18 protein-coding genes and 2 pseudogenes are annotated in these 19,242 nt (G+C 40.2%); 8 read left to right on the top strand and 12 right to left on the bottom strand.

Annotated elements, in window-relative coordinates:
* Window positions 1-55 precede the first annotated feature (55 nt).
* Window positions 56-640 carry a YceI family protein gene (locus tag ACOQO1_RS13540; protein WP_420603416.1) on the top strand — a complete coding sequence of 195 codons (585 nt, stop codon included), beginning with the start codon at window positions 56-58 and terminating at the stop codon, window positions 638-640.
* Window positions 641-721: 81 nt separating this feature from the next.
* Here ACOQO1_RS13540 and ACOQO1_RS13535 read toward each other — a convergent pair whose 3' ends face one another.
* The 5 genes from ACOQO1_RS13535 to ACOQO1_RS13515 form a co-directional block, all read right to left on the bottom strand.
* Window positions 722-1,468: a succinate dehydrogenase/fumarate reductase iron-sulfur subunit gene (locus tag ACOQO1_RS13535; protein ID WP_420603415.1), complete on the bottom strand. Its 747-nt coding sequence runs from the start codon at window positions 1,466-1,468 to the stop codon at window positions 722-724.
* Between the two features lie 5 nt (window positions 1,469-1,473).
* Entirely contained in the window at window positions 1,474-3,477 is a 2,004-nt protein-coding gene (locus ACOQO1_RS13530) for a fumarate reductase/succinate dehydrogenase flavoprotein subunit (RefSeq protein ID WP_420603414.1), read from the bottom strand.
* A gap of 2 nt (window positions 3,478-3,479) precedes the next feature.
* Window positions 3,480-4,148, bottom strand: coding sequence for a succinate dehydrogenase cytochrome b subunit (locus tag ACOQO1_RS13525; RefSeq protein ID WP_420603413.1), 669 nt, complete (start codon window positions 4,146-4,148; stop codon window positions 3,480-3,482).
* 202 nt (window positions 4,149-4,350) lie between these two features.
* Window positions 4,351-4,965, bottom strand: a complete 615-nt coding sequence (locus ACOQO1_RS13520) for a collagen-like triple helix repeat-containing protein (RefSeq protein ID WP_420603412.1) — start codon at window positions 4,963-4,965, stop codon at window positions 4,351-4,353.
* Between the two features lie 83 nt (window positions 4,966-5,048).
* A complete protein-coding gene (locus ACOQO1_RS13515; protein WP_420603411.1) occupies window positions 5,049-6,761 on the bottom strand; it encodes a helix-turn-helix domain-containing protein in 1,713 nt (570 codons plus the stop codon).
* Between the two features lie 157 nt (window positions 6,762-6,918).
* Here ACOQO1_RS13515 and ACOQO1_RS13510 point away from each other — a divergent pair, with 157 nt between their 5' ends.
* The 4 genes and pseudogenes from ACOQO1_RS13510 to ACOQO1_RS13495 all read left to right on the top strand — a co-directional run bounded on the left by ACOQO1_RS13510 (window position 6,919) and on the right by ACOQO1_RS13495 (window position 9,355).
* Entirely contained in the window at window positions 6,919-7,809 is an 891-nt protein-coding gene (locus tag ACOQO1_RS13510; protein ID WP_420603410.1) for a RimK family alpha-L-glutamate ligase, read from the top strand.
* Window positions 7,787-8,770, top strand: a complete 984-nt coding sequence (locus tag ACOQO1_RS13505; RefSeq protein ID WP_420603409.1) for a succinylglutamate desuccinylase/aspartoacylase family protein — start codon at window positions 7,787-7,789, stop codon at window positions 8,768-8,770. Before ACOQO1_RS13510 ends, ACOQO1_RS13505 begins: the two co-directional genes overlap by 23 nt.
* Window positions 8,767-9,132 (top strand): annotated as a pseudogene (locus tag ACOQO1_RS13500) (family 16 glycoside hydrolase); the annotation flags it as partial. The gene ACOQO1_RS13505 and the pseudogene ACOQO1_RS13500, both read left to right, overlap by 4 nt.
* Window positions 9,086-9,355: a family 16 glycoside hydrolase gene (locus ACOQO1_RS13495; RefSeq protein ID WP_420603408.1), complete on the top strand. Its 270-nt coding sequence runs from the start codon at window positions 9,086-9,088 to the stop codon at window positions 9,353-9,355. The pseudogene ACOQO1_RS13500 and the gene ACOQO1_RS13495, both read left to right, overlap by 47 nt.
* Before the next feature lie 13 nt (window positions 9,356-9,368).
* Here ACOQO1_RS13495 and ACOQO1_RS13490 read toward each other — a convergent pair whose 3' ends face one another.
* From ACOQO1_RS13490 to ACOQO1_RS13460, 7 genes and pseudogenes are all read right to left on the bottom strand, one after another.
* Window positions 9,369-9,872 carry a hypothetical protein gene (locus tag ACOQO1_RS13490; RefSeq protein WP_420603407.1) on the bottom strand — a complete coding sequence of 168 codons (504 nt, stop codon included), beginning with the start codon at window positions 9,870-9,872 and terminating at the stop codon, window positions 9,369-9,371.
* Between the two features lie 45 nt (window positions 9,873-9,917).
* Complete coding sequence (locus tag ACOQO1_RS13485) at window positions 9,918-10,472, bottom strand: hypothetical protein (protein ID WP_420603406.1); 555 nt, start codon at window positions 10,470-10,472, stop codon at window positions 9,918-9,920.
* 126 nt (window positions 10,473-10,598) lie between these two features.
* A complete protein-coding gene (locus ACOQO1_RS13480; protein WP_420603405.1) occupies window positions 10,599-11,456 on the bottom strand; it encodes an AraC family transcriptional regulator in 858 nt (285 codons plus the stop codon).
* Window positions 11,457-11,504: 48 nt separating this feature from the next.
* Entirely contained in the window at window positions 11,505-12,722 is a 1,218-nt protein-coding gene (locus ACOQO1_RS13475; protein WP_420603404.1) for a DUF1624 domain-containing protein, read from the bottom strand.
* 92 nt (window positions 12,723-12,814) lie between these two features.
* Window positions 12,815-13,432, bottom strand: a complete 618-nt coding sequence (locus tag ACOQO1_RS13470) for a hypothetical protein (protein WP_420603403.1) — start codon at window positions 13,430-13,432, stop codon at window positions 12,815-12,817.
* 60 nt (window positions 13,433-13,492) lie between these two features.
* Complete coding sequence (locus ACOQO1_RS13465; protein WP_420603402.1) at window positions 13,493-13,882, bottom strand: DUF2721 domain-containing protein; 390 nt, start codon at window positions 13,880-13,882, stop codon at window positions 13,493-13,495.
* Window positions 13,882-16,726: pseudogene (locus ACOQO1_RS13460) on the bottom strand (glycosyl hydrolase). Before ACOQO1_RS13460 ends, ACOQO1_RS13465 begins: the two are co-directional and overlap by 1 nt.
* Before the next feature lie 179 nt (window positions 16,727-16,905).
* Here ACOQO1_RS13460 and ACOQO1_RS13455 point away from each other — a divergent pair.
* From ACOQO1_RS13455 to ACOQO1_RS13445, 3 genes are all read left to right on the top strand, one after another.
* The gene (locus ACOQO1_RS13455) at window positions 16,906-17,187 is read left to right on the top strand and encodes a hypothetical protein (RefSeq protein ID WP_420603401.1); all 282 of its coding nucleotides are present in this window, start codon (window positions 16,906-16,908) and stop codon (window positions 17,185-17,187) included.
* 95 nt (window positions 17,188-17,282) lie between these two features.
* On the top strand, window positions 17,283-18,575 hold the full coding sequence (locus ACOQO1_RS13450; protein WP_420603400.1) for an aminopeptidase P N-terminal domain-containing protein: 1,293 nt from the start codon (window positions 17,283-17,285) through the stop codon (window positions 18,573-18,575).
* On the top strand, window positions 18,575-19,135 hold the full coding sequence (locus tag ACOQO1_RS13445; RefSeq protein ID WP_420603399.1) for a Crp/Fnr family transcriptional regulator: 561 nt from the start codon (window positions 18,575-18,577) through the stop codon (window positions 19,133-19,135). The genes ACOQO1_RS13450 and ACOQO1_RS13445 overlap by 1 nt, the downstream gene beginning before the upstream one ends.
* The last annotated feature ends 107 nt before the right edge of the window (window positions 19,136-19,242 follow it).

Here is a 19,242-nt window from a genome sequence, read left to right as displayed (position 1 = left end):
CTTTATTCACGACTCGGAAGTTATCCGATTCTAGATTTGTCCAAAAATCAGGACAATGAAAAAAATCATCATTTTATTGGTAAGCATTTGTACTATTACAGCAGCTTATGGACAAGGTACTATAAAAATTGACACGAAAAAGAGCGTAATTAACTGGAGAGGATACAATCTTTTCAAATTTAATGAGCATTATGGCACCGTAAAGTTTTTAAAGGGAGAAGTACTTTGGATTGGAGGTTCGGTGATGGGTGGAAACTTTGAAGTGGACATGAATACCATCTTAAATACCGATGGTAAATACAATGAAATGCTCGTTTCCCATCTAAAGAATAAGGACTTTTTTGATGTGGAAAAGTATCCGGAGGCAAAATTGAGCATTAACCAGGCCAAATATATAGATGGCAAGCACATGGATATAGATGCCCTACTTACGATCAAGGGAATTACCAAACCTGTCAAGTTCAAGATGACCATTGAGCAACAGGGCAAGGTTTATGAACTTAAATCCAAATTTGTAATCGATAGAACCCGATGGGGTATCAGTTATGAATCCCAAGGGCTAGTAGGAAGTCTTAAAGAAGATATTATTTCCGATGCCATTGAATTTGAGGTCATCATAGTTTTTCAACTATTATGTTAACCAGAAAGATTGAAACACAAAAAACCCAAACTCCATTTGGAATTTGGGTTTAAAATTTGTCATTCCTGCGAAAGCAGGAATCTATCCTTTCACACTTGCTGAAAGATACTCTCGGTTCATTCGAGCAATGTTTTCCAAAGAAATGCCTTTGGGACATTCCACTTCGCAAGCTCCCGTGTTGGTACAGTTTCCAAAACCTTCCAAATCCATTTGGCGTACCATGTTCTGCACACGATCTGCGGCCTCTACCCGACCTTGGGGTAACAGGGCAAACTGGGAAACCTTTGCTGAGGTAAATAGCATTGCACTTGCATTTTTACAGGCAGCTACACAGGCTCCGCAACCAATACACGTGGCAGCATCCATAGATGCATCGGCATCATGCTTATTAATTGGAATGGCATTGGCATCTACCGTATTCCCAGAGGTATTTACTGAAATATACCCGCCAGCTTGCTGAATTCGGTCAAAAGAACTTCGATCTACAATTAAATCTTTGATTACCGGGAATGCCTTTGCTCTAAAAGGTTCAATTACGATAGTATCTCCATCATTGAACTTTCGCATATGCAATTGGCAGGTAGTTATCAACCTATCTGGGCCATGGGGTTCCCCATTGATCTGTAATGAGCATGTTCCACAAATACCTTCCCTACAATCGTGATCAAATTCTACAGGTTCTTCACCTTTTGAAATAAGCTCTTCATTGAGGATGTCCAGCATTTCCAAAAAGGACATATCTCCTTCAACACCATCAAGGGTGTAGTCTACCATTTGACCTTTTGAAGAAGCGTCTTTCTGACGCCATATTTTTAATGTTAGCTTCATAACTTTTATTTGTAAGAACGTGTCTTTAATTCAATGTTTTCGTAAACCAAATCTTCCTTGTGCAGTTCCGCATCTTTAGGTTCGCCCTTAAACTCCCATGCAGCTACGTACTTGAAGTTTTTATCATCACGAAGCGCTTCGCCTTCCTCGGTCTGGTATTCTTCTCGGAAATGACCTCCACACGATTCGTTTCTGTGTAGTGCATCCTTTGCAAATAATTCACCAAGTTCCATAAAATCAGCGACCCGTCCAGCTTTTTCCAATTCTTGGTTTTTAGAATCAGGTGTTCCAGGAATTTTCACATTTTCCCAAAAATCCTTTCGCAATTCGGCAATCTCTTTGATGGCCTCTTTAAGTTCCTTTTCATTTCTGGACATACCACATTTGTTCCACATAATCTTGCCCAACTTTTTGTGGTAATAATCCACGGAATGGATTCCGGTTCCGGACATCAATTTTTCCATACGGTCACGAACTTCTTTTTCCACGGCATCAAATTCCGGGGAATCCGTAGAAATAGGTCCGGTCCGAATATCATCGGACAGATAATCCCCTATTGTATAAGGTAGTACAAAATAACCGTCGGCCAAACCTTGCATTAATGCCGAAGCTCCCAAACGGTTGGCACCGTGATCACTAAAATTGGCCTCTCCGGCACAATAGCAACCCTCAATGGTTGTCTGTAGGTTATAATCCACCCAAAGCCCGCCCATGGTATAGTGAACCGCAGGATAAATCATCATTGGGGTTTTGTATGGATTCTCATCCACAATTTTTTCATACATCTGGAAGAGGTTTCCGTACTTGGCTTCAATTACCTCTTCACCCAATTTGATTATGGTTTCCTTATCAGGGTCTTTAATCCCCGATGTCAAGGCTTTTTCTTTACCATAACGCTGAATGGCTGCGGCAAAATCAAGATAAACGGCTTCCCCGGTCTTGTTCACACCAAATCCGGCATCGCAACGTTCCTTGGCAGCCCTTGAAGCCACATCACGAGGTACAAGGTTACCAAATGCAGGATATCTTCTTTCCAAATAATAATCTCGTTCTTCTTCACCCAATTGCGTAGGCTTTAATTTTCCTTCACGGATGGCAACAGCATCTTCTTTACGTTTTGGCACCCAGATACGACCATCGTTACGCAGGGACTCTGACATCAAGGTTAATTTGGACTGATGCTCGCCTGAAACTGGAATACAAGTAGGATGGATTTGTGTATAGCAAGGATTGGCAAAAAATGCTCCTTTACGGTGCGCTCGCCAAGCTGCGGTCACATTACTTCCCATAGCATTTGTAGACAGGAAGAACACATTACCATATCCACCAGTGGCCAATACCACGGCATGGGCGCTGTGTCTTTGGATTTCCCCAGAGACTAAATCCCTTGCAATGATTCCTCGAGCCTTGCCATCGACCAAAACCAAATCCATCATTTCATGACGGTTATAGGCTTTAATTTTTCCACGATTGATTTGACGGTTCATGGCAGCATAGGCACCCAGCAATAATTGTTGTCCAGTCTGTCCCTTGGCATAAAACGTTCTGGAAACCAATACCCCTCCGAAGGAGCGGTTGTCCAAAAGACCACCATACTCACGGGCAAAAGGAACTCCTTGAGCCACACATTGATCTATGATATTTACAGATTCTTCAGCCAAACGATAAACGTTGGCTTCACGAGATCGGTAGTCTCCACCTTTAATGGTATCATAGAACAAGCGATAATGGCTATCGCCATCACCTTGATAGTTTTTGGCAGCATTGATTCCTCCTTGCGCAGCAATGGAATGTGCCCGACGTGGGGAATCTTGATAGCAAAATGTCTTTACGTTATAACCCAGTTCGGCCAACGTAGCCGCCGCGGCGCCACCTGCCAAACCAGTTCCGACAACAATGACATCAATGTTTCTTTTGTTGGCTGGATTGACCAGGTCTATTTCATTCTTATGTTTGGTCCATTTATCGGCCAAAGGACCGGATGGAATTTTAGAATCCAATATGCCCATAATTAATGTGTTATTGGGTTAAGGTGATGGTACAAAGCGATAAAAGCAAAAGCCAATGGTATCACTATTGCGAATAATTTTGTAAACGTTTTTAGCGCTGGTGTGTACTTGTTGTTGATTCCCATACTTTGAAGTGATGAAGAAAAGCCATGCCATAAATGCAAGCTCAGTAATACAAATGAAATCACGTATATAATCGTACGCCAAAAAGGAGCAAATTTTTCAACGGTCTCGGCATAATAACGAGTAGGATTCTCGGGATTGACCTCAATGTACTTATAGGTCATCTCATGAATCCAGAAATCGTAAAAATGAAGTCCCAAAAAGGCCAAAATCACAAGTCCAGAATAAATCATGTTTCTAGAAACCCATGGCGCATTGGCGCTGCCTTTATATTGAACATAACTGACGCCTCTGGCATTTTTGTTCTGAATTTCAAGAACAAAACCCATTACAAAATGTACAATGACACCTGCTATCAAAATAGGCTGCATGAGATACTGCACCAAAACATTGTATCCCATGAAATGGGATGCCTCGTTAAAAAAATCTGGTGATATTACCGATGCTAAATTGATGGTAACGTGTATAACAAGAAAAGTTACTAGGAAAAGTCCCGAAAGTGCCATCACTACTTTACGGGCAATCGAAGATTTTATCAATCCACTCATTAGTGCTGGTTTTACGCACAAATTTACGGCACGGTCAAGTTTTTAACAAGGATTGAACATCCTAAAGCAGGTTATTTAGATTCATTATTGGTAGTATGGTGTAAGCCGTGATATCCGGTTCACATTGTAAACCATAAAAAAGGCCCCAAAAATAAATGGGACCTTACGTTCTAGGTTTTAGTGGGGAACTAATTGGACTGTGCTATTCTTTGATGTTAAAATGTTTTGCCACTTCTTCATAGGACATCTTGCTCCAGTCCTTATAGGATTTTGAAGCCGGATCCGTAACAGGGGTTCCACCTGGAATGATAACATATCTAAAATCGTCAAAGAATGTAAAAAGGTTGGTGCCGCCATCAAGCGTAGATGCTTCAATTCTCAATGAACTGCCTCCAATAAAATTTGTGACGTTAAAACTATAGTACTCATCTTGACTGGCAAGGATATATGGCAATTGATGGATTTCATCGACAAGTATATTGATCTCTCTTCTACCATATACAAGTAGTACATCCTCGCTCAAATTAAAATCGGTAAGGCCAAAAGTTTCCAAAAGTTGTTCATTGGTTTCAGATGCGCCGCCTGTTTCAAAATCTCTGGGAATCCATTCGGAATATATGACATTGGCCGTACCAGGCTCTCCTTGTTCGCCATCTGCTCCGTCGGCTCCAGCTGGCCCTGCATCTCCTTGTTCTCCTTGAGGACCTATTGGCCCAGTCGGTCCTGTTGCGCCATCTTCGGCCGAACATGATAATAGTAAAAGAGAGCTAAAGAGAGCCATAAAAAATAAATGAAAGAATTTTGTTCTTGTCTGCATAATGTAATAGAGGTTTAAAATTTATTGGTAAACCTAGAATTACTTTAAGGGGAGCATGTCCGGTTTCTTTCAATTTTGAAGAATCAGGACAACACAAGATGTCTCTGGCGATACTCGGAAGGAGTAAGCCCTGTATGTTTTTTGAAGGCACTGTAAAAAGCCGATTTTGAGTTGAACCCCGACTCAAGACCGATAGAAACAATGGTGTAATTTGAAAAACTGGGACCTGTAAGCATTTTTTTTGCCTCATTGATGCGATACCAATTCATGAATTCGGAAAAATTTGTGCCCCTAAGTTTATTCACAATTTGGGAAAGGTATCCACCGCTTATGTTAAGGTACTCACTTACGGCCAAAAGACCCAGATAAGGATTCAAATAAGGTTTGTCTTCTTCAAACCAGCGTAAAAGTTCTTTGTAATAGACGTTGTCGTCGGTAAGTTCAAAGGAAGATTGTTTGTCAAGCTGGATCAATTTGGTTGCGGTAAGCTTTGCAATCAATTGAAAAAGTAACAAGTGGCGTTCGTCAAAAAAGTTTTTTTTGGAATTTTCGGAATCCAATACACCGATCAGTCGATCTTCATAAAATATGGGAACGGCCAATTCGGACTTTCTTTTTTTATCATCTAAAATGTAACGTTGGTCTTGATCAAGATCTTTTACCAATTCCCATTTTCTGTTTTGGGCAGCTGAGCCTACTATTCCTTGTCCAAGAGGAATTTCAATAGGACTTAGAATTTTTTTGTTTCCAAATTCTTTGTTGCCATAGGCAGCTTTTTGTCGTAAGACTTTGCAATTATCGTCCCAGATGTAAATTACACAGTCTTCGAGCCCAATTTTGGCAATGCAGTTTTTGGTGATATCCCAAACCACATCTTCCTCGTTCTTTTTATCGAACAAGGAAGTGGCGAAGTAACTTAAAATTTCGGTGACCTCATATCTGCTTTCATGGATTGAAAGCAGCTCGGTGGTGTTAAAGACATACCTAAGGGCCGATATCTGGAAATTGTCGTTGATGGACTCCAATGCCTTTTGTTGGGACATTTTCTTTTGCTGAACTTGATCTAAATGCTTTCCACCCATAAAGAAGAGGAAGTAGTAAAAAAAGATGAAAAGGCCCCATAATGGATAATACGGAGCGTGACCGAACCACGCATCAAAGATTTTTATGCCAACGATAACTCCTAACCAAAGCAAGCAAAGAAAAACCATGCTGAGGTACATTTTTTTCAGCCATTTGGTTTTTTTCAAAACTATTTGGTAAGGTAGATTACCAATACTTGCTTCATAGTTTTTAATGGTCTTGAAATTCCAAACTGCGGCCAACAATGAAAGTGTTAAAGCACTATTTTCATCCCATTCAGCACCAATTTTGGCGGCGGTCTTCATGGAAATCAAGGAATACCCCATTAAGACATTGACTTTCAGCACTACATATAGGACAAAAAAAACTGCAAAAGGCGTCAAAAAATATGTCCGGTACTTTCTGAAAATGTGCATGCGATCAATATAGGCATAGGCGAATGCGGTGAAAAGAACCGGAGATAAAAATTGGAAAGGCATATAAAAAAGCAGTAACAAAGGATATTTCTTGGTTATTCCGATGTCGATTAAAATCACCTGGACAATTACCAGAATGGACAACAAAATGAACCAATATAGGTATTGTGATATTTTGCTTTTCCAGTACGTATGAATCTTATAGATGCAAAGCAATGCGATAGGAAAGCTTATCAGTAGAATGATGCTATTGAAGAAATTCCAACTCATTTTTATTAGAGGTGAGGTTAAGGACATTAAAAATAGCTTTGGCCCACATTGGACAACCCATATGTTTTTTGTGTGGTAGCCAAAAATGTATAAATGGTATAGAAATAAATTTTGTAATATGGACAGGGGATTGTTTTTTATCCGATATTGAAGTCAAGTTTTAAAAACCAACGAAGCTCTAATTGTGGACATTGCCATTTTATCTGTAAGCCTTAATGTGCACTCTACAAAAAGAATTGTGGAAGAAGGCCAAAATGCAGGTCATTATGTGGAATTGATCGATCATACCAAATGCTCGGTAAAGTTGGGAGCGGGCAAACCCCAAATTTATTTGGGAGAAGAAGATGTTACCAATGAGTTTGACGCTGTTATCCCAAGAATTGGGGCCAAGGTTACCCGGCATGGAGCTGCCATTGTGAAGCAGTTTGAAATGAACAATGTTTTCAGTACGGCAAGATCATTGGGCATTATGCGTGCCAGAAACAAAGTTCGCACCTTACAGATTATGGCCAGGAAAGGAATTCCGATTCCTGAGACGCTTTTTTCCATCAACCCAAATAACATTGGGGAACAGATTGAACTATTGGGAGGACCTCCGGTTATCATCAAATTGCAAGAAGGAACACATGGGAGTGGGGTCATTTTGGCAGAGAGTAAGAAATCCGCTAAATCCATAATCGATACTTTTTATAAAATGGACACAAGCATTCTTCTGCAGCGGTATATTGAAGAAGCCAACGGGGAGGATATTAGAATCATTGTAGTTGGGAACAAGGTGGTGGCCAGCATGAAACGCACCAGCGATTTGGATGATTTCCGATCTAATGTGCATAGGGGAGCGGAGACTGAGGCAATCAAACCAACAGCAAAGGAGCAGTTCATTGCCTTGAACGCAACAAAATATTTAGGCTTGGGCGTGGCCGGAGTGGATTTGATGCGTTCTAAGAAAGGACCTGTTTTAATTGAGGTTAACGCATCGCCCGGACTTCAGGGCATTGAAGGCGCAACAGGTATAAATGTAGCCAAGCATATTATTCAATTTGTGGAAAAGAATGGGCGTAGAGGCAGAAAATAGAATCATAACCATAAATGGCGAAACCATTTCTCCGGGGCAGGCAAGCTTGGTGCGAATGGGAATTTCACGTTTGCCCACAGGAACACTTATTGATATTCCCGTGCATGTTTTTAATGGAAAAAAAGCAGGTCCAACGGTATTGGTCCAAGCGGGATTGCATGGTGATGAGATCAATGGAGTGGAAACCCTCCGAAGGATGCTTCAGGAAGATGTTTTCAACATTAGAAAGGGAGCTGTTATTGTTGTTCCGATTCTCAATATTTTCGGATTTATCCATTTTTCAAGAGATGTGCCGGATGGAAAAGATGTAAACCGAAGCTTTCCGGGAACTAAAACGGGATCCCTTGCCAGTAGGATTGCACATACATACACCTCGGAGATTTTACCCCAAGTCGATTTTGGAATCGACCTGCACACTGGAGGGAGCCAACGGGATAATTTTCCCCAGATTCGATATTCTGCACAGGATGCTAAAAGCAAAGAACTGGCTGAAATTTTCAACGCTCCGTTCTATTTTGCTTCAAGACAAATCAATGGTTCATTCAGAAAGACAACTTTTAAAATGGGAATCCCTACTATTGTATTTGAAGCTGGGGAAAGTATGCGGTTTGATGAGAAATCCATTCAAAAAGGAATGGACGGAATCCAAAATGTATTGGTTGGATTGGGAATGTTGTCCAAAAAAGGAGGGGTAAAACAAAAAAAGTCAATCCATTTAGGGCGGACCAGATGGGTACGCGCGCCAAGAGCAGGGATGTTTGTTCCAGAGACAAAAAATGGGGCGCAGGTTATAAAGGGGCAAGTTTTGGGTCTGGTCACGGACACTTATGCAAAAAAGAACAAGAAGATTAAGGCCCCTTTTGATGGACATGTATTCTGCATCAACAATCAAGCAGTGGTAAATCAGGGTGATGCCCTTTTTCATATAGGAAGTACAGAACCAATAAATTTAAACAAATGAAAAAACCAATTCTATTTATGGGAGTTTTGCTAGTTGCGGCTTCCTTAATCCTTTGTCATGGATGTAAGTCGAAAGAGAACAAAACAATAGCACTTTTTGAAGAAAATAGCGACGCTTGGTTCGTTGATGGAGACTCAAAATGGGAATTTGTGAACAACGAACTTATGGGAGTTGCTGACAGTACTTCTGGTTTTATTATCACGAAGGATAGATATCGAAATTTTGAGCTGAGTTTGGAATTTCAGCCTGACAGTACGATCAACTCCGGTGTATTTGTTCAATGTGCCAAACCTGAAATGTCTGCAACCGATTGCCATGAGCTTAATATTTGGGACTTGCACCCCAATCAAGATTTTAGGACCGGAGGCCATCGTGACCAAGGTAAAACCGTACGAAATTGTGGAAACCTTGAATGTTTGGAACACTTACAAGGCCATTACAGAGGATGGAACTATCAAAGTCTATGTGAACGATATACTTACTTCAAGTATAGAAAAAGATACTTTGTTGGAAGGGCATATTGGACTTCAGGCCATGGGAACGGGAACAATTAAGTTTAGAAAGGTGAGACTTAAAAAGTTGTAGATAAATCTCTCGGCTATTTTACCAATTCTTTTTTGTCAGCCAATCTTGCCATACTCCAATCAATGGCATCTTCCAGATTGGTGAACTGTTGGATGTTGTTCCTGAAGAACATCTTTTCCATGATAAGACTGGCAAACCCACTTTGGTTATAGCCCACAACAGAGTAAAGCTCGAGCTCATGTCTGTGGATGTAGAATTTTAACCAATCGGCGGCTACAATGGAATAGTTGTTAATTCGGTTGGAAATGTAGGCAATGGGTTCATCCCTTCCTAGAATTTCATAAGCGACGCTAATGATTTTTTCAGCCATAGCCCAATTAACGACTATACCTTCCTTAATTTCGGAAATAACAAGCCCATCAAAAAAATAAAAAATCCCAAATTCGCATTCCCGAATTTCCTTGATATTTCTAAAAAACGCTATGTCTTTGACCGATTGCACATTTACAAAATAGCATTCCGATGGTAATTTATACAATCGGAACAGGTTAAGAGGATTAAAGATAAGAAATTCCATTAAAGAAATCGCGCAAGGTCGATTAAGACCCTGCGCGATTTCATTTTATACGGGCAATTTTAAAACCCTTTTTTTGTCGCCATTTAAAATTTGGACTTTAAAGGCGATGTTGACCTTTCTCTTTTTGTTGTATTTGATGGTCAACGTACTGTTTTTAAAAGACCATCCTGGATATTGAATGGCAATTTCACGACCTAAGGCCTGAGGGACTTTTACATTTGTATGGCGTTCTATGGTACTCATCAGATTGCCCAAGGCATTATATTTAGCATACACTGAGGAGTTCTTTTCACGAAAAACCACTGTGTATATAGATGGTTCTTCAGCGTCATATTCTTCCAATTGGCTAATGTCAAAATTGGTTACCCTTTGCTGTAAAGCCGATAATTGATGTGAATGCCCCAACTGGGATACTTTTAGGAGATAATCCCCATTTCGTTTTGGTGTTGATTTCCCATAGTTTTGGTTTTCAAGGTTTGTGTTGAAAGCCAAAAGGTCACTTTCTTGGGCATTGACCCCTCCTGCCAATAAACAGAATATTGTTGATGTTAAAATGCCCTTTTTTAAAAACTTGATTTTTTCTGATTTGAACTTTTCCATGATGTTACTATTTGATTACAATGCAAAATTGGGGCATCAATAGCGCTTAGGATTTTCTTAAAAGTTCAAACTGTTTGTTTTGAAGGTCAAACTAAAACATTAATAATCAACAAGATGAAAAATGGGTTACAATGAAGCTCTAAACTGTTGCGGGGGGAGATTGTATTTTTCTTTAAATACTTTATTAAAATGCGAAGGATTTTTGAATCCACTTTCATAGCAAATCTCATTAATGCTTAATGAAGAATTGTGTAATAGTGATTTAGCACATTCAAGGCGTTTGTTCTTGAGCCAATTTCCTGGGGTTTGCTTAAAATGGTTTTTGAAATCCCGTTTAAAAGTGGAAAGACTTCGCCCGCAGAGTTTGGCAAATTCATCCATACTCAGATCATATTGAAAATGCTTAAGCATAATGTATTCCATATCGGTTTTTTCTGTATTACTTAGGGAATACAGATATTCGGCCAATAACCGATTCTTTGGATTCAATAGAATGTTGAACAGAAGCTCACGAAATTTTATCTCGACCAAGCTTTTTGGAATTTCACCAACCTGTTTGAAATAATTGAAAATACTGTGAATCAAAGATTCAAAGGAATCGTTTACATCAATTTCGAAGATTTGGTCGTAAGATGTCCGTTGGGAGACCGCCTTTAATGACTGATACTCTTTAAAGAAGTTGTTTATGAATCTGTCATTGATAAAAAAGAGCATCACGCAATAGTCCACTTCAAAGTGTTGCCTAGTGGTGTAAACCCCTTTTCGTACAAAAAGAGCATCTCCACCCTGTATTTCAAAAGTCTGGTCCGGAGAGAACCAATCCTTCTTACCACTAATTACATAATTAATGATATGGGAATCGGTGAACAATTGAAAATTTTCAACATCAATAGGGCACTTATATTCAACAAAAAGATAATCGTCGCCTACCAGTTTATTATATCTGGGATGCTTCGTAAAATATTGTCGAATATCAACTATCATATCTTAAAATTAACAATTTTAAAACCGATAGTCCTTTTACAAATGGAGCTATAGATAGCTGAGCCACCACTTTTCCCTATGGTTGGTTTTATAATTATTGTACCAACTACAAATGGGATATAATGAAACGGTCAAAACAATCCAAATGAGATAAACAACCCAAAGATTAAACCCATAACCTTGAAGTTCTGGTTGCAGGGTTATCCATAGATCAATGACCATATCGGAAAAACTGAACCCGGTCAACATAGCTGCAATTACTCCGAAGAAGTGAATTACATATAAGTGCACTATATAAAAGAACATAGGTACACGACCGATGACCACTAGCTTTTCGGACAACCAATTTTGCCAATTTTCAACCAGAGCCAAAAATACAATAGATGGCCCCAAGGTTATCAGCAAATAAAGCAGTGACGGAGGATACTTGGCAACGTTAAAAAAAGAAGCTATAGTCATGCCCATTGAATCTTGTTCGGACCAGGGGACAAGGTCTCCATAAACATTGAGTGCTCTTAGTGCAAAAAACAAGAGGGTCATTCCCAATCCCATCTGAAACAATCTTTTGATTCTTAGTTTTGGGTCAACGGAAGATTTGTATAGCTCCCCGAAATAGTAGCCCAACGGCATTACAAATATCCATGGAATCATAGGGTAGCCCACAAAAACTTGAAAACTGCCAAAATCCACCAAATTGAAAACATGAAGAAAAGTCCATATCCCAGAGGTAATGGGGTCGGTAGGTGCAATGGCATCCAGTAAATTATGACCAAAGATTGCCACGAGACATAGTCCAATCATCAATTTTCTGGGCAAATGAATGAATCCTGCCAAAAAGATCATGCTTATGCCCAGTACCCAAATTACTTGAAGCACAATAGAGGAATAATCCAATTTGAACATCCACGCCAATTTAATGATGGTAAGTTCAGCAATCACCAGCCAAATGCCTCGTTTCAATAACCAAATGGACAATGATTTTTTGTCTCTTCGTTGGCCAACAAAGAAAGCAGATGTTCCTGCCAGAAAAACGAACACTGGAGCACAAAAATGGGTCACAAAACGGGTCCAAAAGAGTGCCACATTGGTTTTGGTCATATCGGCCGGGTCAAAAAAATAGGCATCAAAATGAAAATAGTCACGAACATGATCCAGGGCCATAATGACCATGACCAGCCCACGTAGCATGTCGATGGATTTAATACGGTTTCTTCTGTTGGTTGGCATTAGATTGAAAATAAGGTTGGTGTATGTATGGTCTTTCATATGGACTCGTGCAAAGTCCAACGCAGTGATCAAATTTTCTAAGCTAAAATTATAAAGAAAGAAGCGTATTTATAATACGGATTCTTGCGCTTTTATTTTTCCATAGGATAACCGTAAACCTCGATCCAATCCACTCTGGAGCAGGCATCAGAATTTCCACCCACCATCAAATCTGTCCAGCCGATTTCCTCAACCTTGGTCAAATCGGGGTTTTGCGCCGGTTTTGTTTCAACAATCAATTCCATGTCCAAAGCCTTCCATTTAATATCCGAGATATTGAACTCCCTAATCCGCCAATCGGTTGATGGTCCGTCGAAAGCATCACTAACCAACCAAGTTCCATCCGCAAGTTTGAGGACAATGCGAAGCTGGCGGAAACCAGATTGCTTGGACCGCCATTTGATCTTTCCAAATTTGGAGAGATCTACATGTTTTGATTGATGCTTTAAAGTGATCGCCCAGGTACTTCTGCATAATCCCGACCAAACATAATAGGGATCATCTTTTGGCGTATCATGATGGCTTTTTTTGAGTTGCCCCGAATCTTCACCGTATAGATTAAGGACTACATCCGGATTGCTAATATGGTTTTGGCTTACTGGAATTTCCGCTGGAGTTTCCTTAAAATCCTCGCGAAAGAAAAGTTGAGGTCGCTCTTGAGCAAAAAGCGAACATTGAAAGAAGAGGAAAATCCATAAAAAGTACTTCATTATTCTATTTTGAATTCAATTTTTAAGTTTCTTGATCAGATTAAATTTATTTATAAAACATCACTTTTCCATATTGCTCAATTGAATCCCCAAAGCCTTTGTTGAGAGTTGTACTTCTATCAATGAGAGTACCAAAGAAATCATCAGAAAAACCAAACTAATGCCAAAAATCACATTGGCCCAGATCATTAGCTCTACATAAATGAGGAACATGGTCACAGCTGCAAGCAAGAAGCTGACTATGGCACTGGCTTGCATATTTTTGATGATTCCCAATCTTTTGCGAAGCGAATGGATTTGTTTTTTTAATGGGGAAGCTTCTGTCTCCTCAAATTGTTTGTGCAATTGGCGAATTAACCCCGCAATGGCCAAATATCTAGCATTATAGGCCAACATGGTCAATGAGATTGCCGGAAAGAGGAGTGCGGGAATACTAAGGGTCAGTTCCACTATTCTATCTTAAATTCAATTTTTTCGGTTTTTCCATTTGCGGAAATCTCAACTACATAATTGCCCTGTGGCAAATAGGTTTTTCCATTTTTTGCCTCTTCCAATTTCATTTTGTTCTTTTTGAGGAAGTTGCTTTTTCCTTTTTTGGAAAAGGCCAGATCATAGGACAAAATGTTCAAGCCTTTATTGGCCTGCATTTCTGTGGAACTTACCTCTGTTCCGTTAATGGTCATTACTTTGGCCGTGCACGGTCCAGTTGCGGAGCAATAAAAATTGACATCCAACCCTGGGGTATTTGGTTTGGCCCAAGAACTCCAGGCCTTGCCCCAACTTGCGGAATGTTTGATATTTTCAACACCAAAAACAACCAAATCTTTTAGAAGCACGTCCGCGTTCATTTTTTGGAGTGTGGCAATGTCTACCTTGTAAATACTACGCCCATGGGTACCTATAAGGAGGTGTTTGGCCTCAGGTTGAATTACTAGATCATGCACTGCTACATTGGGCATTCCATTTTGGAACAGCTCCCATGATGCTCCGCGATTAAAACTTAGGTAAAGTCCATTGTCCGTACCTGCAAACAACAAATTTTCATTTTCGTGGTCTTCCACCAACGCATTAACCGGAGAGGCGGGAATATTACCAGAAATGTTCTTCCAGCTTTTACCATAATCTTCACTTACATATATATAAGGAGTAAAATCGTCCCAGCGGTAACCATTCAAGGTTGCATAGACTCGTTCTTTTTTGTGTTTGGATGCAGCCACCTCACTAACCCATAAATTTTTTGGGAAGGAATTGGAAACATTTTCCCAACTACCACCTGCATTTTTTGAAACATGGACCAAGCCATCATCACTGCCCGTATAGATCAATCCAAATTTAAATGGGGATTCCGATATGGTTGTTATTGTTCCATAGGCAACGTTACCTTTTCTGCCTCCCTGAGTCAAGTCATCGGAAATTGCTTCCCAATCATTTCCTTGATTTAGGGAACGATGTAATTTGTTACCTCCCAAGTACAAAATATCCTGATTATGCTCTGAGAGCAAAATGGGCGTCTGCCAATTAAATCGATAAGGAGATTCTCCCAATTCATGTTTGGGTTGAATATACTTTTGGCTACCATCATCAAGATTCAATCGATAATAATTTCCAAATTGAAAACCAGTATAAACGATATCCGAGTTTCTATTGTCGATTTGCACCTGCATACCATCCCCACCCATGATCATCTTCCAAGGATTTTTCCCTGTCTGGTGCCAATGCCTATTTCCTCACTATTATGGGCTCCTTTCCATACACTCCGTTATCCTGCAATCCGCCATAGACATTATAAGGTTTTTCATGATCTATGTTGATGGCGTAGAACTGGCCAACGGTGGGAGAATTGTTCTTCATCCAATTATCTCCATCGTCATAGGTAATGTTGACCCCGCCATCATTTCCATTGATGAGGTGACCGGATTTTTTTGGGTTTATCCAAAGTGCATGATGGTCGGCATGTACATTTTCCTTGTTGATGGAAACAAAGGTATTTCCACCGTCTTCGGATTTGATCAATGGAACCCCAGCCAAATAAATATGGTCTACGTTATTGGGGTCTACCCGAATCTGTGCAAAATAATATCCATAGCTATAGAACAGATCATCAATATAATCCTCGTTCATTTTATTCCATGAGGTCCCGGCGTTGTTGCTACGATACACCTCCGCACCGATTACCGGGGTATCGAACAAGAGTGAATTGGCATTCTCTAAATATTTGGCCAGATCAATGGGCTTTACTGCCCCACTCCTCACCATTTGTTTTACGTTTTCAGCTCGGTATTTTTCTTGAAATCCATTAGTCTTGAGGTAATCGTTCAGTTTTTTATCCTCTAGAGCAAGAAAGGTTTCGGTATTCATGGATTTAAAATCATCCTTGGTCAGGCCGTCCTTTTTCTTGTCGGATTTTTTCTCTCGTCTAAACTGACTGTCATGAACGGCGTATACAATATTATCATCAAAAACCGCCAATCCAATTCTGCCTACACCATCTCCTGTAGGGAAACCACTTCCTTCGGAAGTAACCAAGGTCCAACTTGCACCGCCATCAACACTTTTATAAATTCCAGAAGCGGAACCATTCCCTGAGAAATTCCAGGCTTTTCTGTCTTTTTCCCAGGCTGCAGCGTATTGGATGTTAAAGTTGTTGGGTGCGTGTGCCACATCAATAATTCCGGTAGCGTCATTTACAAAAAGGGTTCGCGTCCATGTATTGCCCCCATCCATGGTTTTGTAAACTCCCCTTTCCTGGTTTGGAGAGTACAAATGACCGGTAACTCCTACCACAACATCATTGGGGTTATCCGGATTGACCAGTATTCTACCGATATGATGCGAATCGTGAAGTCCCATGTTCTGCCATGTCTTTCCTCCATCCATTGATTTTAAAATGCCAATTCCGGCATAGGACGAACGAGAGGCGTTGTTTTCCCCGGTTCCCACCCAGATTGTTCCAGTTTTCCAATCCACAGCAATGTCTCCAATGTTTTGTGTGTTGGAATTGTCCAAAATGGGGTTGAATGAAATCCCATTGGAAGTAGTATGCCATAACCCACCGGAAGCATAGGCCACATAGAATTCTGTTGGGTCGTTGGGGTTGACTTCTAAATCGACAACGCGTCCGCTCATCACCGAAGGACCAATATTTTTAATTGGGATATTTTTGACCAACGAGTTTTCGGCCATTTTGGCTTTCTGGTCCAAGGCCTGAATTACTTGGTCAGATGAGGTTGTGGATTGTTGGGCAATTGTAGTTTGGAAAAACAAAATGAGGCAGAAAAAGAAAAGTTTTTTCATCAAATTCAAGGTTTAATTCTTTGGATCAAGGTATGAATAAGTAACCGCAGGAACAAACAAAGAAAATGAAATCAACCAAGGAATGGATTATCAAAATGGGATTTTATCAACACTGATTTTACCATATTCATAAAAAAATGCTTATTTTCTTCGAATTAACCATTTAAACTATAAATAATATGGAAGAGTACTTACCGTTGATTATTCAACTAATTTCTGGAGCCTTAGGAGGTAACTTAGCAGCAAAATTATTGCCAAAACTAAACCTTGGAACACTGGGCAATTCCATTTCGGGAATTCTTGGTGGAGGACTTGGAGGTTATCTGTTGGGTATGTTGGGCCTAGGCACCGATGGTGGAATGGATGTGGCCGGAATTCTGGGAAGCATTGCCGGAGGTGGTGTTGGTGGTGGCGTAATCATGGCCATTATTGGAGCCATAAAAGGAGCGATTACCAAATAAGTGGATTATACAAACTATAAAAGGAGCCATTAAGGCTCCTTTTTTGTTTGTGGTCGATACTCAAATTTTTACATTTGAAACAAATAGTACAGTTCATGAAATATCATCAAATCGACAGTCAACTTTTTATCAAAAACCGTAAAAAATTTATGGCGCAAATGAAGCCCAAAAGTATTGCGGTGTTCAATTCCAACGATATTTATCCCATTAGCGCAGACAGCACCATGCCTTTTGAACAGCATCGGGATATTTTTTATTTGAGCGGAGCCGATCAGGAGGAGACCATGTTGTTGCTTTTTCCGGATGCCATCGATAAAAAACATCGTGAGATTTTATTTGTTAGGGAGACCAATGAGCATATTGCCGTTTGGGAAGGAGCAAAACTTACTAAGGAACAGGCTACCCAGGTTTCTGGAATCGAGACCATTTATTGGTTGACGGACTTTGACAAGGTGTTTTTTGATTTGATGACCGAGGCCGATACGATTTATTTCAACACCAACGAGCATTACCGTCAAGCGGTGGTGACCCAAACCCGTGAGGATCGGTTTATTGAAAAATGCAAAAAAGACTTTCCTGCCCATCAATGGGCCAAGAGCAATCCGATTCTTCAACAGATCAGGGGTATAAAAGAACCTGAGGAAATTGCCCTGATGCAACGAGCATGTGACATTACGGAAAAGGGATTTCGAAGGATTTTGCAGTTCACCAAGCCAGGAGTTTGGGAGTATGAAATGGAAGCAGAGTTTTTGCACGAATTTGTTCGGAATCGCTCCAAAGGGTTTGCCTACACTCCGATAATTGCCTCGGGAAACAATGCCAATGTGTTGCACTACATTGAAAACAACCAGCAGGTGAAGGATGGGGATATGATTCTTATGGACTTGGCAGCGGAATATGCCAACTATGCCAGTGATATGACCCGTACCATTCCGGCAAATGGAAGGTTCACAGATAGACAAAGGGCGGTTTACAACGCTGTACTTCGGGTGAAGAATGAAGCAACGAAGATGTTGGTGCCAGGAGTTATTTGGGCCGAGTACCATAAAGAGGTGGGCAAGATCATGACCTCGGAATTATTGGGATTGGGCTTATTGGACAAATTGGACGTTCAAAATGAAAATAAAGATTGGCCGGCCTATAAAAAGTACTTCATGCATGGCACCAGCCATCATATTGGCCTGGACACTCATGATTATGGAGAACTAAAAACACCAATGAAACCTAATATGGTCTTCACCGTGGAACCTGGGATTTATATTCCCAATGAAGGAATGGGCGTGCGTTTGGAAGATGATGTGGTAATCCAAGAAAACGGAGAGCCTTTTAATCTGATGCGGAACATTCCTATTGAGGCTGAAGAGATTGAGGAATTGATGAATTCCTAATGCACCCTTTAAGACAACATATTCAAGAGTTGATTCAACTGACCGATGAGGAATTTGATGTTGTCCTGAGTCATTTTGAACACGTAAAGAAACGTAAGCACCAATACATTGTTCAAGAAGGGGACTTGGTAAACAAAGAATATTGGGTAATCAAGGGGTGTTTGAAGAGTTGTTTTTTTGATGATGATGGAAAGGAACACATACTCCAGTTTGGATTGGAGAATTGGTGGATTACGGATTACGAATCTTTCATCAAGAAGACACCATCAAAAATTGCAATAGATTGTGTTGAGGATTGTGAACTTTTGTACATCTCCTACGAAAATCGAGAGAAGTTAACGGCCCAAATGCATAAAATGGAACGTTTTTGGGCCAAAAAAAGCAAATACGGCAGGATAGCACTTCAAAAAAGAATCTTATCCCTATTAAAAAATTCAGCTAAAGAACGCTACAATCTTCTTTTAGAAGAATATCCCCAACTTTTTCAACGGGTACCCAAAAAATTGATTGCCGCCTACCTTGGTGTTTCCCGAGAGACCTTGAGCCGATTGTCCTCTTAAGACCACACTTGTCTTTTTCCATTTTTACATGTGACATATGTCACACATAATCTGTGACCTATCTCCTTTCTGCCCTTACCGTACTGTGGGAACTTTGTAACATAATT

Source organism: Flagellimonas sp., from assembly GCF_965222555.1.
In the GTDB taxonomy this organism is placed as follows: Bacteria; Bacteroidota; Bacteroidia; order Flavobacteriales; family Flavobacteriaceae; genus Flagellimonas.
Note: the sequence above shows the minus strand (reverse complement) of the source record. Positions and strands in the feature narration are given on the sequence as shown.

What these genes read in the sequence shown, in the direction of transcription:
- ACOQO1_RS13475 (WP_420603404.1), bottom strand. Translation starts at nt 12,722, where the DNA reads ATGAAAGACCATACATACACCAACCTTATTTTCAATCTAATGCCAACC.
- ACOQO1_RS13530 (WP_420603414.1), bottom strand. Translation starts at nt 3,477, where the DNA reads ATGGGCATATTGGATTCTAAAATTCCATCCGGTCCTTTGGCCGATAAA.
- ACOQO1_RS13450 (WP_420603400.1), top strand. Translation starts at nt 17,283, where the DNA reads ATGAAATATCATCAAATCGACAGTCAACTTTTTATCAAAAACCGTAAA.
- ACOQO1_RS13485 (WP_420603406.1), bottom strand. Translation starts at nt 10,472, where the DNA reads ATGGAAAAGTTCAAATCAGAAAAAATCAAGTTTTTAAAAAAGGGCATT.
- ACOQO1_RS13495 (WP_420603408.1), top strand. Translation starts at nt 9,086, where the DNA reads ATGAGCTTAATATTTGGGACTTGCACCCCAATCAAGATTTTAGGACCG.
- ACOQO1_RS13445 (WP_420603399.1), top strand. Translation starts at nt 18,575, where the DNA reads ATGCACCCTTTAAGACAACATATTCAAGAGTTGATTCAACTGACCGAT.
- ACOQO1_RS13515 (WP_420603411.1), bottom strand. Translation starts at nt 6,761, where the DNA reads ATGTCCTTAACCTCACCTCTAATAAAAATGAGTTGGAATTTCTTCAAT.
- ACOQO1_RS13535 (WP_420603415.1), bottom strand. Translation starts at nt 1,468, where the DNA reads ATGAAGCTAACATTAAAAATATGGCGTCAGAAAGACGCTTCTTCAAAA.
- ACOQO1_RS13480 (WP_420603405.1), bottom strand. Translation starts at nt 11,456, where the DNA reads ATGATAGTTGATATTCGACAATATTTTACGAAGCATCCCAGATATAAT.
- ACOQO1_RS13470 (WP_420603403.1), bottom strand. Translation starts at nt 13,432, where the DNA reads ATGAAGTACTTTTTATGGATTTTCCTCTTCTTTCAATGTTCGCTTTTT.
- ACOQO1_RS13525 (WP_420603413.1), bottom strand. Translation starts at nt 4,148, where the DNA reads ATGAGTGGATTGATAAAATCTTCGATTGCCCGTAAAGTAGTGATGGCA.
- ACOQO1_RS13490 (WP_420603407.1), bottom strand. Translation starts at nt 9,872, where the DNA reads ATGGAATTTCTTATCTTTAATCCTCTTAACCTGTTCCGATTGTATAAA.
- ACOQO1_RS13455 (WP_420603401.1), top strand. Translation starts at nt 16,906, where the DNA reads ATGGAAGAGTACTTACCGTTGATTATTCAACTAATTTCTGGAGCCTTA.
- ACOQO1_RS13540 (WP_420603416.1), top strand. Translation starts at nt 56, where the DNA reads ATGAAAAAAATCATCATTTTATTGGTAAGCATTTGTACTATTACAGCA.
- ACOQO1_RS13520 (WP_420603412.1), bottom strand. Translation starts at nt 4,965, where the DNA reads ATGCAGACAAGAACAAAATTCTTTCATTTATTTTTTATGGCTCTCTTT.
- ACOQO1_RS13505 (WP_420603409.1), top strand. Translation starts at nt 7,787, where the DNA reads ATGGGCGTAGAGGCAGAAAATAGAATCATAACCATAAATGGCGAAACC.